The organism is Sinobaca sp. TMA16-18, assembly GCF_059510535.1.
Window position 1 is genome coordinate 61,931 of the sequence record NZ_JCAKFM010000009.1, and the last position, 15,791, is coordinate 77,721.

Annotated in this window: 17 protein-coding genes; all 17 read left to right on the forward strand. The window is 50.0% G+C overall.

What is annotated here, in order from left to right; genetic code table 11:
• Position 1: 1 nt before the first annotated feature.
• The 17 genes from uvrA to AC5W14_RS14665 all read left to right on the forward strand — a co-directional run bounded on the left by uvrA (position 2) and on the right by AC5W14_RS14665 (position 15,733).
• Positions 2-2,887, forward strand: a complete 2,886-nt coding sequence (gene uvrA, locus AC5W14_RS14585; protein ID WP_496194896.1) for an excinuclease ABC subunit UvrA — start codon at positions 2-4, stop codon at positions 2,885-2,887.
• Positions 2,888-2,992: 105 nt separating this feature from the next.
• On the forward strand, positions 2,993-4,162 hold the full coding sequence (locus tag AC5W14_RS14590) for a DUF4097 family beta strand repeat-containing protein (RefSeq protein ID WP_496057470.1): 1,170 nt from the start codon (positions 2,993-2,995) through the stop codon (positions 4,160-4,162).
• A gap of 22 nt (positions 4,163-4,184) precedes the next feature.
• The gene (locus AC5W14_RS14595) at positions 4,185-4,382 is read left to right on the forward strand and encodes a PspC domain-containing protein (RefSeq protein WP_496194897.1); all 198 of its coding nucleotides are present in this window, start codon (positions 4,185-4,187) and stop codon (positions 4,380-4,382) included.
• Entirely contained in the window at positions 4,382-4,750 is a 369-nt protein-coding gene (locus AC5W14_RS14600; protein ID WP_496057468.1) for a phage holin family protein, read from the forward strand. Before AC5W14_RS14595 ends, AC5W14_RS14600 begins: the two co-directional genes overlap by 1 nt.
• 141 nt (positions 4,751-4,891) lie before the next feature.
• The gene (hprK, locus tag AC5W14_RS14605; RefSeq protein ID WP_496057467.1) at positions 4,892-5,827 is read left to right on the forward strand and encodes an HPr(Ser) kinase/phosphatase; all 936 of its coding nucleotides are present in this window, start codon (positions 4,892-4,894) and stop codon (positions 5,825-5,827) included.
• 16 nt (positions 5,828-5,843) lie between these two features.
• Positions 5,844-6,722, forward strand: coding sequence for a prolipoprotein diacylglyceryl transferase (lgt, locus tag AC5W14_RS14610; RefSeq protein WP_496194898.1), 879 nt, complete (start codon positions 5,844-5,846; stop codon positions 6,720-6,722).
• An 11-nt stretch (positions 6,723-6,733) separates the two neighbouring features.
• Positions 6,734-7,381 (forward strand): pyrophosphatase PpaX, encoded by a 648-nt coding sequence (ppaX, locus tag AC5W14_RS14615; RefSeq protein ID WP_496194899.1) that lies wholly within the window; start codon positions 6,734-6,736, stop codon positions 7,379-7,381.
• Positions 7,381-7,863, forward strand: a complete 483-nt coding sequence (locus tag AC5W14_RS14620) for an acyltransferase (RefSeq protein WP_496194900.1) — start codon at positions 7,381-7,383, stop codon at positions 7,861-7,863. The genes ppaX and AC5W14_RS14620 overlap by 1 nt, the downstream gene beginning before the upstream one ends.
• Before the next feature lie 216 nt (positions 7,864-8,079).
• Complete coding sequence (locus tag AC5W14_RS14625; protein WP_496194901.1) at positions 8,080-9,267, forward strand: ATP phosphoribosyltransferase regulatory subunit; 1,188 nt, start codon at positions 8,080-8,082, stop codon at positions 9,265-9,267.
• The gene (hisG, locus tag AC5W14_RS14630; protein ID WP_496057462.1) at positions 9,260-9,892 is read left to right on the forward strand and encodes an ATP phosphoribosyltransferase; all 633 of its coding nucleotides are present in this window, start codon (positions 9,260-9,262) and stop codon (positions 9,890-9,892) included. The genes AC5W14_RS14625 and hisG overlap by 8 nt, the downstream gene beginning before the upstream one ends.
• Position 9,893: 1 nt before the next feature.
• The gene (hisD, locus tag AC5W14_RS14635) at positions 9,894-11,174 is read left to right on the forward strand and encodes a histidinol dehydrogenase (RefSeq protein ID WP_496194902.1); all 1,281 of its coding nucleotides are present in this window, start codon (positions 9,894-9,896) and stop codon (positions 11,172-11,174) included.
• Positions 11,171-11,761: an imidazoleglycerol-phosphate dehydratase HisB gene (gene hisB / locus AC5W14_RS14640; RefSeq protein WP_496057460.1), complete on the forward strand. Its 591-nt coding sequence runs from the start codon at positions 11,171-11,173 to the stop codon at positions 11,759-11,761. Before hisD ends, hisB begins: the two co-directional genes overlap by 4 nt.
• 47 nt (positions 11,762-11,808) lie before the next feature.
• Positions 11,809-12,453 (forward strand): imidazole glycerol phosphate synthase subunit HisH, encoded by a 645-nt coding sequence (gene hisH / locus AC5W14_RS14645; protein WP_496057459.1) that lies wholly within the window; start codon positions 11,809-11,811, stop codon positions 12,451-12,453.
• On the forward strand, positions 12,446-13,183 hold the full coding sequence (hisA, locus tag AC5W14_RS14650) for a 1-(5-phosphoribosyl)-5-[(5-phosphoribosylamino)methylideneamino]imidazole-4-carboxamide isomerase (protein WP_496057458.1): 738 nt from the start codon (positions 12,446-12,448) through the stop codon (positions 13,181-13,183). Before hisH ends, hisA begins: the two co-directional genes overlap by 8 nt.
• Positions 13,177-13,935, forward strand: coding sequence for an imidazole glycerol phosphate synthase subunit HisF (gene hisF, locus AC5W14_RS14655; protein ID WP_496194903.1), 759 nt, complete (start codon positions 13,177-13,179; stop codon positions 13,933-13,935). Before hisA ends, hisF begins: the two co-directional genes overlap by 7 nt.
• Positions 13,932-14,561, forward strand: coding sequence for a bifunctional phosphoribosyl-AMP cyclohydrolase/phosphoribosyl-ATP diphosphatase HisIE (hisIE, locus tag AC5W14_RS14660; RefSeq protein WP_496194904.1), 630 nt, complete (start codon positions 13,932-13,934; stop codon positions 14,559-14,561). The genes hisF and hisIE overlap by 4 nt, the downstream gene beginning before the upstream one ends.
• Before the next feature lie 134 nt (positions 14,562-14,695).
• Positions 14,696-15,733, forward strand: coding sequence for a tetratricopeptide repeat protein (locus AC5W14_RS14665; protein ID WP_496057455.1), 1,038 nt, complete (start codon positions 14,696-14,698; stop codon positions 15,731-15,733).
• The last annotated feature ends 58 nt before the right edge of the window (positions 15,734-15,791 follow it).

A 15,791-nucleotide genomic window follows, 5' to 3' on the forward strand; every position in this document is an offset into this window, starting at 1 on the left:
AATGGCACTGGAAAATTTACAAATAAAAGGCGCACGCTCCCATAATCTAAAGAACGTGGATATTACGATCCCAAGAGATAAATTGATTGTATTTACAGGACTGTCGGGCTCAGGGAAATCCTCCCTGGCTTTTGATACGATATATGCGGAAGGGCAGAGACGTTACGTAGAATCGCTCTCCGCCTATGCCCGCCAGTTTCTCGGGCAGATGGACAAGCCGGACGTGGACTCTATTGAAGGGCTCTCTCCGGCCATTTCCATTGACCAGAAAACAACAAGCAAAAACCCCCGTTCCACCGTAGGAACGGTTACGGAAATTTATGACTACCTGCGGCTGCTGTTTGCCCGTATTGGCCGTCCGGTTTGTCCAAACCACGGGATTGAAATTGCCTCCCAGACTGTTCAGCAGATGGTGGACCGTATGATGGACTATCCGGAACGGACGAAAATGCAGATTCTCTCCCCGCTTATTTCGGGACGCAAAGGCGAGCATGTGAAAGTGCTTGAAGACCTGAAAAAAGAAGGTTATGTGCGTGTTCGTGTGGATGGAGAAATGCGTGAAGTCAGCGATGAGATTAAACTGGAAAAAAATAAAAAGCACAGCATCGAAGCTGTCATTGACCGGGTCGTTATTAAAGCCGATGTGGAAACAAGGCTTGCGGACTCGCTCGAAACGGCCCTTCGTCTCGGAGACGGCCAGGCAAAAATTGATGTCGTTGGGGAAGAAGAACTGTTGTTCAGCCAGCATCATGCCTGCCCGCAATGCGGATTTTCCATCGGCGAGCTGGAGCCGCGCCTGTTTTCCTTTAACAGCCCGTTTGGTGCCTGCCCGTCATGCGACGGCCTTGGAACAAAGCTGGAAGTGGACAGAGAACTGGTAATTCCCGATCCGGATCTGACGTTAAATGAGCATGCGATCGCCGCATGGAAACCGACCAGTTCCCAGTACTATCCACAGCTGCTTGAATCGGTATGCCGCCACTTTGGCATTAAGATGAACGTCCCGGTCAAGAAAATCCCGGAAAAGAAAATGGATATTCTGTTAAACGGAAGCACAGAGGAAAAAATGACGTTCCGGTATGAAAATGACCGGGGCGGGGTAAGAGAGCGCAAAATTTATTTTGAAGGCGTGCTGGAAAACATCAACCGTCGTTATCATGAAACAAGCTCCGACTACATCAGGGAGCAGATGGAACAGTACATGACGAGCAAGCCCTGCCCGACCTGCAAAGGCCACCGCCTCCGTAAAGAAAGTTTGTCGGTGAAAATTAACGATCACCACGTCGGCCAGGTAACCGATATGAGCATAAAGAACGCAATGGAATTTTTCGGCGAATCTCTTCATTTAACAGACAAAGAAAAAGAAATTGCGAACATGATTCTCCGCGAAATTGAAGAACGCCTCGGCTTCTTAAACAACGTCGGGCTTGATTACCTGACGCTGAGCCGTGCAGCGGGCACGCTTTCCGGCGGGGAAGCGCAGCGGATCCGCCTTGCCACCCAGATCGGTTCTTCCTTGATGGGTGTACTTTATATACTCGATGAGCCGTCGATCGGCCTTCATCAGCGCGATAACGACCGCCTGATTGCCACCCTGCAGCGCATGAGGGATCTTGGCAATACGTTAATTGTTGTCGAGCATGACGAAGACACGATGCTTGCCGCTGATCATATCGTTGATATCGGTCCGGGGGCAGGCATGCACGGCGGTTATATTATTTCGGAAGGCACGCCGGAAGAAATTATGGCAGACGAGAACTCCCTGACCGGACAGTATTTATCCGGTGCACGATTTATTCCGCTGCCGGCTGAACGCCGGAAGCCGCAGGACCGCTGGCTGAAAATTAAAGGCGCCTCCGAAAACAATCTAAAGCGGGTAAATGCTGACTTTCCGCTGGGGCTGTTTACCGCTATTACAGGCGTTTCCGGTTCCGGGAAAAGTACGCTGATTAATGATATCCTCTACAAATCGGTGGCTCAGAAGCTTTACAAAAGCAAGCACAAGCCGGGTGCCCATAAATCGGTGGAAGGACTCGACCAGCTGGAAAAAGTAATCGATATTGACCAGTCTCCGATCGGCCGTACCCCGCGTTCCAATCCGGCCACGTACACCGGTGTGTTTGATGATATCCGCGACGTATTTTCGATGACGAACGAAGCAAAGCTGCGCGGCTACAAAAAAGGACGCTTCAGCTTTAACGTGAAGGGAGGCCGTTGTGAAGCCTGCCGCGGCGACGGAATTATCAAAATTGAAATGCATTTCCTCCCCGACGTGTACGTGTCCTGCGAAGAATGCGAAGGCAGACGGTACAACCGGGAAACGCTTGATATTAAGTACAAAGGAAAAAACATTGCCGATGTGCTGGAGATGACGGTGGAAGAAGCCGTGGACTTCTTTGAAAACATTCCCAAAATTAAACGAAAGATCCAAACGTTATATGACGTCGGATTGGGGTATATAAAACTAGGGCAGCAGGCGACGACGCTCTCCGGCGGAGAAGCACAGCGTGTGAAACTTGCGTCCCAGCTTCATAAACGATCCACCGGCAAATCGCTCTACATTCTTGACGAACCGACTACCGGGCTGCACGTGGACGATATCGACCGCCTGCTGAAAGTACTGCAGCGTCTCGTAGACAACGGCGATACCGTCCTGGTTATTGAACACAATCTGGACGTTATTAAAACGGTGGATTATATTGTGGACCTCGGCCCGGAAGGCGGAGACAACGGCGGTATGATCGTCGCAAAAGGAACGCCGGAAAAAATAGCCAAAGTAGAGGAATCCTACACCGGCTATTATTTAAAACCGATTCTCGAACGGGAAGAAGAACGAATGAAAACCCGCCGTCTCCAGGCGGACCGGGTCGCAGAAACTTCTTCCTGAGTACCATCTTATTAAGATGAAACGTCCCTGCAGGTCTTTCGTAAATAAAGAATACAAGCCGTAAAGCTTCATTAATGAAAAGATACCTGAAAGGAAGGGTACAGCATGGAAGAAGAACGCAGACAAATATTACGCATGATTGAAGAGGGCAAGATTTCAGCAGAAGAAGGGGTCCGCCTTTTAGAAGCATTGTCCGCTGATAAAGGCAGCTCCTCCCGTTCCGGCAGAAAAAACGGCTCCACGCGGTTTAACCAGCGTTCCTCTGCCGGTTCCGGCTCTGATCCATTCAATATTTTCCGCGAGGCGGCCGGACGTGCGTTTCAGCGCAGAGACCGTCAGCCGCCATTCGACAGAGAGAAAAAAATGTTCCAGGAATGGTCGGACCAGGCAAGTTCCTTTGTAGATACAGCCGTTAAAAAAGTAAGGGAAATGGACCTTGATTTTAACTTTGGTCCTTATACAGAAGTAAGCCATACGTTTGAGCTGCAGCATCTAAGTGATAAAAACATCGAGTTTGCTCTTGAAAATGGTTCGTTTGAATGGAAAACATGGGACATGCCCGGTATTAAAATCGACTGCCGTGTGAAAGTGTATCAGGAGGAGTCGGAAGAACAGGCTTCCAGCCGCTTTCTAAACGATGCCGAATTTGGTTCGGAAGACGGCCGCCTGCTGTTCCGCACGAAATCCAAATCCATAAAAGTGGATGCGGTTGTGTATGTTCCATCCAAGCGGTACGAGTCTATTAAATGGCACACGTTTAACGGCCATTTAAAAGGGGAATCTATCGATACAGACCGCTTCTCCGCCAAGGCTTCAAACGGTTCCCTTTTCTTCCGGGACGTTCAGGCCTCCCGTATGTTTGTGGAAACGGGCAACGGTCCGATTACCCTTCAGGGAGGCAGTGTGGATCTTGCTACGCTGAAAACCTGGAACGGTTCTGTTATCTGCCGCGCAGAAGTTAAAGATCTCGAAGTGGAAGTGTTCAACGGTTCTGTTACCGGTATTCTTTCCTACAATGAAGATGCGAAAGCAGTCATTCAGGCCAAAACAGGCAATATTGATCTGGAGCTGGAACCTTCAGCCCGTACGGACGGCCATCTGGAAACAATGACAGGGACGTATCACAATGATCTAGCCGAAGTGGAAATACTGGAAGAACAAAAAGAGTTTGTCCAAAAATCAGTGCGGTTTATGTCGCGTCCAACTGCTTCTCCTACACTAAGGCTGGAGGCGTTGACGAAGACGGGCTCCATTACAGTGAAGCCAAAGGTATAACCCGCAGACAAGGAGATGTATGATGAAAAAATTGTATCGTTCCGAAACCGATAAAATGCTTGCAGGAATATGTGGGGGACTGGCGGATTATTTAAACGTTAATACGACCCTCGTGCGGGTCAGCACCGTCATTCTTTCCCTGCTCACGTCAGGGTTTCCTATTCTTATTATTTATATCGTATTAGCGTTCGTGCTGCCTAAAGAAGGAAGCCCGAGCTGATGCTGGGCTGTTTAACGCCTTTTCTCGTTAATACGCTGACGCTTATGGCAGTAGCGGGTATCTTTAATGGATTCCACCTTGAAGGTTTCGGCGCAGCGCTGATGGCGGGTATTATTCTGACGGTTGTTAACTTTTTCATCCGTCCGCTTCTCGTGCTGCTGACGCTGCCATTTACCGTTGTTACATTCGGTTTGTTTATATTCGTTATTAATGCGCTCATGCTTATGCTTACAGCCGCATTAATGGGCAGCGCTTTTGAAATTTCCGGATTCGGCATGGCCCTGCTCGCTTCTGTCATCATAGCCCTGCTGAACATGGTACTTTCCAATTTCATTGCGGATCCTTTAAGCAAAGGAAGCCGCCGCTGATATCCCTCTATACCTGACAGGATGCCGTCTTTCGGCATCCTGTTTTTCATAGGCAGGCAACGTTATCCTTTGCCTCCAAATCATGCTACAATGAAAAAAGTGACAGCGCCCGGATGGGCAAGAACGAGTGGAGGGAATAGCATGGCGAAGGTGACAGCAAAGGACCTGGTCGAGCATTTTGATTTTGAGGTGCTTGCCGGAAATGAAGGCGTGTATCGTGCAATTACAACAAGTGATATTTCCCGGCCGGGGATTGAGATGGCCGGTTATTTTACGTATTACCCTGCAAAACGGCTGCAGCTTCTCGGAAGAACGGAGCTTTCTTTTTACCAGCAGCTCAATGAGGAAGAAAAGCAGGAACGCATGGAAAAGCTGTGTACATATGATACGCCGGGCATTATTATTTCCCGGGATCTGACCGCACCGGATGAATTAATCAACAACGCCAATAAAGTCGGCGTGCCCCTGATGCGGGCAGACGTCACGACGACAAGGCTGAGCAGTCAAATCACCACGTTTTTGGAGACAAAGCTGGCCAAGTCAACAGCAATGCACGGCGTCCTGATGGACATTTACGGCATTGGCGTGCTTCTGACCGGAGCAAGCGGCGTTGGTAAAAGCGAAACAGCCCTGGATCTCGTGCGCCGCGGCCATCGTCTCGTCGCAGATGATTCCGTGGAAATCCGCCAGGAGCAGGGCAACACGCTCGTCGGACGCGCGCCTGATTTAATTCAGCATCTGCTGGAAATCCGCGGCCTCGGCATTATTGACGTTATGACTCTGTTCGGTGCCGGAGCGGTGCGTCCGTTTAAACGGATCGCGCTTACGATTAACCTGGAGCTCTGGGATGATAAAAAAGCCTATGACCGGCTGGGCATCGAAGAAGTAACGGTGAAAATTATTGATTCCGAAATACCAAGGCTGACTATTCCGGTCAGACCGGGAAGAAACCTCGCCGTTATCGTAGAGGTGGCAGCGATGAATTTCAGGTTGAAACGAATGGGAATAAACACCGCGCAGGAGTTTTCGGACCGCCTGACCGGTGTGATTGAAGAAGGCGACAAAGAAGATTTCTAAGAAGAGGTGACAAGCATTGTTATTTTCAATACAGCCCATCGACCGGACGGCCATTGAAATTGGGTCGCTGACGGTTTACTGGTATGGGATTATTATAGGACTCGGCGCTGTGCTCGGTTATATTATTGCCAACCGGGAAGCGAAAAAAAGAGGCCTGCCTGATGATATTATTGCGGACCTGCTTATCTTTGCAGTGCCGATCGCGATTATTTCCGCGAGATTGTATTACGTACTATTCAGCTGGGATTATTATTCGCAGAATCCCGGCAGCATTTTAGCCGTCTGGGAAGGCGGACTCGCCATTCACGGGGCGTTAATCGGCTCCGTAATCACAGCCGTTGTTTTTGCCCGCGTCCGGAAGATATCATTTTGGAAGCTGGCTGATATTACAGCACCAAGTATAATACTTGGTCAGGCCATCGGGCGCTGGGGTAACTTTATGAATCAGGAGGCCCACGGAGGCCCGGTAACGCGGGAGTTTCTGGAAGGCCTGTTTCTTCCCGACTTTATCGTAAACCAGATGTTTATAGATGGTATTTATTATCATCCGACCTTTTTATATGAATCCTTATGGAACCTGGCCGGGTTTGCAGTACTGATCTGGCTCCGCCGTTTCAACCTGCGCCGCGGGGAATTGTTCCTTTCTTATGTGATCTGGTATTCGGCCGGACGCTTCTTTATAGAAGGAATGCGCACAGACAGCCTAATGATCGGCGAGGTCCTGCGCACCGCTCAGGTAATTTCCATCGTGCTTATTGCAGCTGCATTTATTCTCATGTGGTACCGCCGTTGGAAAATGAACGTAACCGCGCACTATCTGGATGATGACGGCGGCGGCCTGGAAAAAGAAAAGCCGGCCGCAAAGAGTCCGTCGAAAAAACAAAAGAAAAAATAAGGAGGCTGACCATGGCCGTTAATACTATGCTGTTCGATTTGGACGGTACGTTAATTAATACGAACCCGCTGATTATTTCCTCTTTTGAATACACGCTGAATCACTATTATCCGGGGGCCTACAGCCGTGACGACATCATCGGAATGATCGGCACGCCGCTCCTGGAGAATTTCGAAGATATAGATGCCGCCCGTGCACCGGAGCTGGTAAAGACGTATCAAACGCACAATATGGAACATCATGATGCATTAATTGAAGAATATGCAGGAGTGAAAGAAGCGATTCACTCCCTTCATGAAAAAGGCTTCAAGCTGGGCATTGTGACAACTAAAAGACGGGAAGCGGCGCTTCGAGGCGCTGAAAAAATGGGGCTGCTTTCCTATTTCTCAACGATGGTGGCTATTGAAGACGTCGAGAACGCCAAGCCTCATCCGGAACCGGTTCAGCTCGCGATGGCGATTCTCGGTTCCGTACCGGAAGAAACGATTATGGTAGGCGACAGCCAGTATGACATTCTATCCGGACAGAATGCCGGCGTGAAAACGGCTGGTGTCTCCTGGACAATTAAGGGAGAAGAATGGCTGCAGATGTTTGAGCCGGACCATATGCTTCAGGATATGCGCGAACTGTTACGGCTTTATGATGGAGTGCATATCTAATGCGACGCACGGACCGTTACCCTGTTACTTCGTCGAACGCTCTGTGGCAGGTATACAAAACGGTGTCGTTCTGGAAAGTAATGAAAAATTTTATCGTCATCCAGATGGCCCGGTACACGCCGTTTCTTTCAATGAAAAACTGGCTGTACCGGACCTTTCTCGGGATGAGAGTCGGGGAGCAGACCGCATTTGCCCTGATGGTTATGGTGGATGTGATGTTTCCGGAAAAAATTACAATCGGGAAAAATACGATTATCGGCTACAACACGACGATCCTCACCCATGAATATTTAATTGATGAATACCGGCTCGGTGACGTGATTATTGGAAGCAATGTAATGATAGGGGCCAATACGACGATACTTCCCGGTGTCACGATCGGGGACGGAGCGGTCGTATCAGCTGCAACGCTTGTGTATAAAGATGTACCGGCTGGTGCGTTTGTCGGAGGAAATCCGATGGTCGAAATAAAGAAGCCATAAAGCCGGACACTCCGGCTTATAAAAAAAGATCCACACCCGCTGTTTTGCGGACAGCCAGAAGCTTCTTTTGCCAAAAAAGAAGCTTTTTTCTTTCCAGGTGGTTTTCTATTGACCCCTCCCTGAATTGTGTGTAAACTACAAAATATATTCTTTACCTTAGTAGTACATTAGCGAACTAAAGCAAATAGATGAGCAATTAAAGGAGAGTTACCATAAATGAGCCAGCCTTTTATGTTTGAAAAGCCCGTAGGAATGAGAGACAGGCTGCCTGGATATTTTCAGGCGAAAGATGCAATCCGCCGTTCGATTGCAGAAGAAATGGAAAAATGGGGATACTTAACCATCGAAACGCCGACGCTCGAATACTATGAAACCGTCGGAAATGCTTCAGCAATTCTTGATCAGCAGCTGTTTAAACTGCTCGATCAGCAGGGCGATACGCTTGTGCTTCGTCCGGATATGACAGCACCAATCGCAAGAGTGGCAGCTTCAAGCCTGCAGGATCAGGCGTTTCCACTCCGCCTTTCCTACCATACTAATTTATTCCGTGCCCAGCAGCGGGAAGGCGGCCGTCCTGCAGAATTTGAACAGGTCGGCGTCGAGCTGATCGGTGACGGCACGACGAGCGCCGACGGTGAAGTGATTGCCCTGATGGCAGCCGCACTGGAAGGAACCGGACTGAAAGATTTCCGCATTGCAGCAGGCCACATTGGATTTGTGAACGCACTGCTCGTGGATGTGCTTGGAAACGATGAGCGAGCAGATGAGCTGCGCCGCTTTTTATATGAAAAAAATTACGTAGGCTACCGCTGGCACGTAAAGCAGCTTCCATTATCGACAATTGATAAAAACAGGCTGCTCAGCCTCCTTAAGCTGCGCGGGGGAGAGTCCGTGCTCGAAGAAGCATCCGCCTTAAGCAGTCACCCGCAGGCAAAAAAAGCCATTGAAGACCTCCGCCAGCTGTTTGACGTGCTGAGAGCCTACGGCGTGAGCGAATTAGTTACGCTGGACCTTAATCTGGTCATGCACATGAGCTACTATACGGGCATCGTGTTTGAAGGATATGGCAGCAATCTTGGCGTACCATTATCAAGCGGCGGGCGCTACGATGAACTCCTGGAGAAGTTTGACCGTCCGGCCCAGGCAACAGGGTTTGGTATTCGCCTGGACCTTCTCGCAGAGGCGCTTCAGCCTTCTGAGAAATTTCCGGAGCCGTCGTGTATCGTGTTCAGCAAAGAGCGCCGCGCAGAAGCAATCGCAGAAGCAGTAAAGCGCAGAAAAAACGGAGAGCGTGTCGTGCTTCAGGACCTGCAGGGGGTAGAAAGCGTGGACCAGCTGAGTGAAGCTTACGCGGATCTGTATTATTACATTGGAAAAAAGAAAGAGGCCGGTACGCATGAGTGATTTTTTAACGATAGCAATGCCGAAAGGGCGTATCTTTGAAGAAGCAGTCGATCTGTTAAGAGAAGCGGGCTTTCCCATTCCGCCGGAGTTTGACGACTCCCGTAAACTAATTATAGACGCGCCGGAAGCGAATATGCGTTTTATTCTGGCCAAGCCGATGGACGTGCCCACTTATGTAGAGCACGGTGTCGCAGACCTCGGCGTAGCAGGGAAAGACACGATGATTGAAGAAGAGCGCGACGTATACGAAGTGCTTGATCTTCATATCAGTGCCTGCTATATGGCCGTCGCATCCCTTCCCGGCTATCAGAAAACAGATATCAACCCAAAAGTCGCGTCCAAATACCCGCACCTGGCAGCACAGTACTTCAAAAAACAGGGCGAACAGGTGGAAATTATTAAACTAAACGGTTCGATTGAGCTGGCTCCGATGATTGGGCTCGCCGACCGGATTGTAGATATTGTCTCCACCGGGCAGACGTTGAAAGAAAACGGCCTTGTGGAACTGGAAACGATTGTACCGATTACATCCAGACTGATCGTTAACCCGGTCAGCTATCGAATTAAAGACAAACAAATTGATGAAGTAGTGGAACGGCTCGCGAAAGTGGTAGAGGAGGAGTAATATGCAGATTCAGGAAATAGCCGGAAAGCCTCAGTTAAAGAGAGATGTGGAAACCGGAAACGAAAAGCAGCGTGAAGCGGTAGACGCGATTATTACACGCGTTCGTGAAGAGGGAGATAAAGCGCTCCGCGAACTGACCGAAATCTTTGACAATGTTGAAATAGACGAGCTTTTTGTTACAAAAGAAGAGATGGAGCAGGCGTATGAAGCCTTTGATCCGGAGCATCTGGCATCGCTGCGCCGCGCTATCGTCAACATCCGTGACTTCCATCAGCGCCAGGTGCAGCAGTCCTGGTTTGTCACAAAAGACGACGGAACGGTGCTTGGACAGAAGGTCACGCCGTTTGATTCTGCCGGCGTGTATGTACCGGGCGGAAAAGCGGCCTACCCATCGACGGTGATGATGAATGTAATCCCGGCCCAGACGGCAGGGGTAAGGCGTATTGTGATGGCCACTCCGCCGAACGAAGAGGGGGCAGTTTCTCCAACCGTTCTTGTCGTGGCAGCAGAGCTTGGCGTAGAAACAATCCTGAAAGCTGGAGGCGCCCAGGCTGTAGCCGCGCTTGCCTTTGGCACCGAGAGTGTGGAAGCCGTGGATAAAATTGTCGGTCCCGGCAATGTGTACGTAGCGCTTGCCAAACGCGCCGTGTATGGATGGGTCGATATCGATATGATCGCCGGACCGAGTGAGATTGTTGTACTCGCTGACGAAACAGCCCGCGCCGAGCTTGTCGCAGCCGATATGCTCTCCCAGGCTGAACACGATCAGATGGCCTCCTCCGTTCTCGTGACAACATCACGGGAACTTGCCGAACGAACGAAAGCAGAAATTGAAGAACAGCTTAAAGACCTTCCTAAAAAAGACATCGCCCAGGTTTCGATTAAAGACCACGGTGCGATTTATGTGGCTGATTCGATGGAGGAAGCCGTGCAGGCAGTAAATGATATTGCCCCGGAGCACCTGGAAATTATCACCGCTTTTCCATATGAAATCATGGGGAAAATCCGTCACGCAGGAGCTATTTTTCTCGGGCCTTACAGCCCGGAGCCGCTTGGCGACTATTTTGCAGGGCCGAACCATGTACTGCCGACAAACGGCACCGCCCGTTTTTCGAGTCCGCTCAGCGTGGATGATTTTGTGAAAAAATCAAGCGTTATTTCCTACAGCGAGCAGGCCTTTTTCAGAGATGCTGAAGACGTTACCGCTATTGCACGCATGGAAGGCCTGGAAGCGCACGCCCGGGCTGTGGATATACGTAAAAAGGGGGAGAAAGTCGAATGACGGAACGGAAAGCATCGATTACACGAAAAACAAATGAAACGAATATCACACTCGATTTTCAGGTGGACGGAACAGGAACGAGCCGGATCGAAACCGGCGTTCCTTTCATGACACATATGCTGGATCTGTTTACAAAGCACGGCCAGTTTGACCTGACCGTGGATGCAAAAGGCGACACCGACGTAGATGACCACCATACGACAGAAGATATCGGGATCTGTCTCGGCCACGTACTGAAAGACGCGCTCGGCGATAAAAAAGGCATCCGCCGCTACGGCAATGCCTTTGTACCGATGGATGAAGCGATGGCGCAGGTTGTTGTTGACCTGAGCAACCGGCCGCATCTGGAATTCCGCGGAGAATTTCCGGCTCAGAAGGTAGGAACGTTCGACGTGGAGCTTGTCCATGAATTTCTCTGGAAGTTCGCCCTGGAATCCAGAATGAACCTTCATGTAATTGTGCATTACGGATTTAATACGCATCATATGATAGAGGCTGTCTTTAAAGCATTGGCACGGGCGCTCGATGAAGCGACCCAGCTGGATGAACGCGTGAAAGGTGTACCTTCTACAAAAGGAATGCTGTAATAAACAATAGAGCCTGATTGATAGAAATAGACAAGGAGTGGACGTGCATGATTGGTATTATCGATTATGGAATGGGTAATCTTCACAGCGTAAGCAAGGCGCTTGAACGCCTGGACCAGCCTTACTTTATTTCCGAAGACCCCGAAGAGCTGAACAAAGCAGAAGGTCTGATCCTTCCAGGTGTCGGTTCGTTCAAAGATGCGATGACGCTGCTGAAAGAAAAAAACCAGGAAGACTTTATTAAAAAATGGGCGGCTGACGGCAATCCGCTGCTCGGCATCTGCCTTGGCATGCAGCTGCTGTTTGACGGCAGCGAAGAAAACGGCGATACTGCAGGCCTTGCCTTTCTTCCCGGCTATGCACGCCATTTTTCCAAGCGGAAAGACATGGATCCAGCTTTAAAGATTCCCCACATGGGATGGAATAAGCTCGAATTCCGACTGCCCGATCACGACGTGCTCCGGAATGTGGAAGAAGGCCATGTGTATTTCGTGCACTCCTATGTTATTGAGACAAAAGATGAGGACGTCCTGATCGCTGTTTGTGATTACGCAGGCGACGTGCCGGCTATCGTCGGACGCGGGCGCATTATCGGCACGCAGTTTCATCCGGAAAAAAGCAGTACAGTCGGCATGAGCATTCTTAAAAACTTCGTGACCGACGTAGCAAAGGGGCGGAACACGTATGAGTGATTTTGTATTATATCCGGCTATCGATATGAGAGACGGCAAATGTGTACGCCTTGTACAGGGCGATTACGATCAGGAAACGATTTACGGCGAATCGCCGGTAGATATGGCGCGCACGTTTGAGCAGTCCGGTGCCTCGTGGCTGCACATGGTGGACCTCGATGGCGCAAAGGCCAAAAAGCGGATCAATCATGAGCATGTGCTCCAGGCAGTGAAGCTGAGCATGCGTGTGCAGATCGGCGGCGGTATTCGTACAAAAGAAGATGTAGCCTACTACCTTGACCGTGGAGTCGACCGGGTTATTCTCGGAAGTGTAGCCATCAGCCACCCGGACTTTGCCAAAGAAATGCTTGCCGAATACGGAGAAAAAATTGCGATTGGCCTTGACGCAAAAGACGGCTATGTAGCGGTGAACGGCTGGCTCGAAACGTCTGAAATGACGGCGGTTAACGTTGGGAAAGAAATGGCCGCCCACGGAGCGAAAACGTTTATTTTCACGGACATTGCAAAAGACGGTATGCTATCCGGTCCGAACGTGGACGCCATAGCCGAGCTTGCCCGCGAAACCGGCCGGGAAGTGATTGCCTCCGGCGGTGTCAGCAGTATTGAAGATCTGCAGAAGCTCGCTTCGTACAAAGATAAAGGAATCAGCGGGGCTATTATTGGCAAAGCTGTCTACACAGGCCGGTTTACGATGAAAGATGCTTTAAGAAAGGTGGAGGGCTCATGCTGACCAAACGTATTATTCCGTGTCTGGATGTAAAAGAAGGAAGAGTAGTAAAAGGCATTCAATTCGTAGACCTCCGCGATGCCGGTGACCCCGTCGAACTGGCGGAGATATATGACGCCCAGGGAGCGGATGAGCTTGTTTTCCTTGATATTTCCGCATCGCATGAAGGACGTAAAACGATGGTGGAAGTAGTGGAGGAAGTCGCAGGGGCGCTCGCAATTCCGTTCACGGTCGGCGGGGGCATTCATACCCTCGAGGACATGCGCGCAATTCTACGGGCCGGAGCGGATAAAGTGTCAGTCAATACTGCCGCAGTCGATCGTCCAGAGCTGATCAACGAAGGCGCGGATCATTTTGGATCGCAGTGCATCGTGCTCGCCGTGGATGCCAAATACGAAGAAGCGCTCGGTTCCTGGCGTGTGTATACGCATGGCGGGAGAACACCGACAGACTGGGAAATTCAGGACTGGGTAAAAGAAGCCGTCCGCCGCGGAGCCGGGGAAATTCTCTTAACGAGCATGGATCAGGACGGAGCCAAAACCGGTTTTGATATTAAGCTTCTCCAAACGGTCAATGAAGTCGTAAACGTCCCGGTTATTGCGTCCGGCGGCGCCGGATTGAGCGAACACTTTGTAGGAGCATTTGAAGAAGGAAACGCGGATGCCGCGCTTGCCGCTTCGATTTTTCATTACAAAGAAACGTCCATTGAAGAAGTAAAAACATACTTACGAGAGAAAGGGGTCCGGGTACGATGAACAGCAACAACCTGACCTTTGATGAAAAAGGCTATATACCAGCGATCGTCCAGGATGCCGTGAGCAAAGAAGTTCTGACGCTCGCCTACATGAATGAAGAGTCTCTGCAGAAAACCATCGAAACGAAAGAAACCTGGTTTTACAGCCGTTCCCGCCAGGAACTGTGGCACAAGGGAGAAACGTCGGGCAACATTCAGAAAGTCGAAGACATCCGCTATGACTGCGATGCCGATTCTCTGGTTGTTCTCGTTCACCCGGCAGGTCCTGCCTGCCATACCGGCTCCTACAGCTGCTTTACCTCTTCTCTTCTCGGGGAACAGGTACCGGAGAAGCAGCCGGACCGTTTTGCGATCATTAATGAGCTCGAGCAGATTATAGCCGAGCGCGAAGCGGAAATGCCGGAAGGGGCGTATACGACGTATTTATTCACCGAAGGGGTGGATAAAATTTTGAAAAAAGTCGGAGAAGAGGCAAGCGAAGTTATTATTGCTTCCAAAAACCGCGATTCGGAAGAGTTAAAGTGGGAAACCGCCGATCTTCTTTATCATCTGCTTGTGCTGTTAAGAGAGCAGAAGCTTCCGCTTGATGACGTCCTGGACGTATTGGGCCAACGTCATAAAAAATAAGATTCTGCGCCCGCTGCCGAAAAGCAGCGGGCTTTTTTACGGGCGATTCCCGATAATAGCACTTTTCTTATCGTTTGAATAAATGATATACTACTCTTATTGCAATCGGGACCCCAATTGGAGGGAGAGAGTGAATGAAGTCATTAACAGAAAAAACCGGCAGAGTACTGCCGTTTCTGCAAAACGAAGAACATTACTTTAAACGCGGCATCCACGCTTTTCAAAAGCGAGAGCTGGATCGCGCGGTCAAATATTTGAAAAAAGCGATTGAAATGGATCCATCCCAGGGGGTGTTTCAATGCCAGCTGGCCGTCGTCTATTCAGACACCGGCGAGTACGAAGAGTCCAACCGCCTGCTCTGGCACGTGCTGGAAGACCTGGACAGCAGCCTGAGCGAATGCTATTTCTTTTTAGCCAATAATTATGTGTACCTTGGTTTATTTGATAAAGCGAAAGAAATGGCAGAAGCCTATCTGGCGATGCAGCCGGAGGGCGATTTTTCCAAAGACGCCCAGGATCTGCTGGATCTACTGCTCGAAGACGAAGAAGAAGAAAACAATCAGCAGGAAGAAGAGCTGATTATGAAATACGAAAAGTCGGAACGTTTAATGAAAACAAAGCAGTATGCGGAAGCAGATGAGCTTCTGGAAGAAATTATTGCCGACTACCCGGCCTATCTGCCGGCAAAATGCCAGCTTGCCCGGCTCCTGCACGAGCAGGACCGGACCGAAGAAGCGCTGGCGCTTGTAAAAGATATTGTTCAGGAGCATATGTACCTGCCGGCACTGTGCCAGCTCGCCGTACTTTATGCGGAAATGGGCAGGGAAACCGAAGCAAAACAGACAGCAGAACTGCTGCAGAACATTATTCCGCTTGATAAATCGCACCTTTTTTACTCGGCTTCTACGTTATGCCGGCTCGGGTATTACGAAGAATCCCGCCTGCTTTTTGAACGCTACATCAAACGGCATGCGCCGACCCAGGAAGGGTTCCATTTACTTTTCGGAGCATCGGCGTATCAGTCCGGAAGAGCAGTTCAGGCTGAAAAGCAGTGGAAGCAGAGCGTAAACAAAGACAACCAGACGGCCGCCGCCCTGTTGGCACATTGGCGTGGAGACAGTCTTTCCCGGGAAACCGTTCAGTCTGCAGTAAAAGAGCATTACAAGCTGTAAGCAGATTAGTGGACGCCGGTTGGAAAAACTCATACGATGAAACAGAACGATACAACAT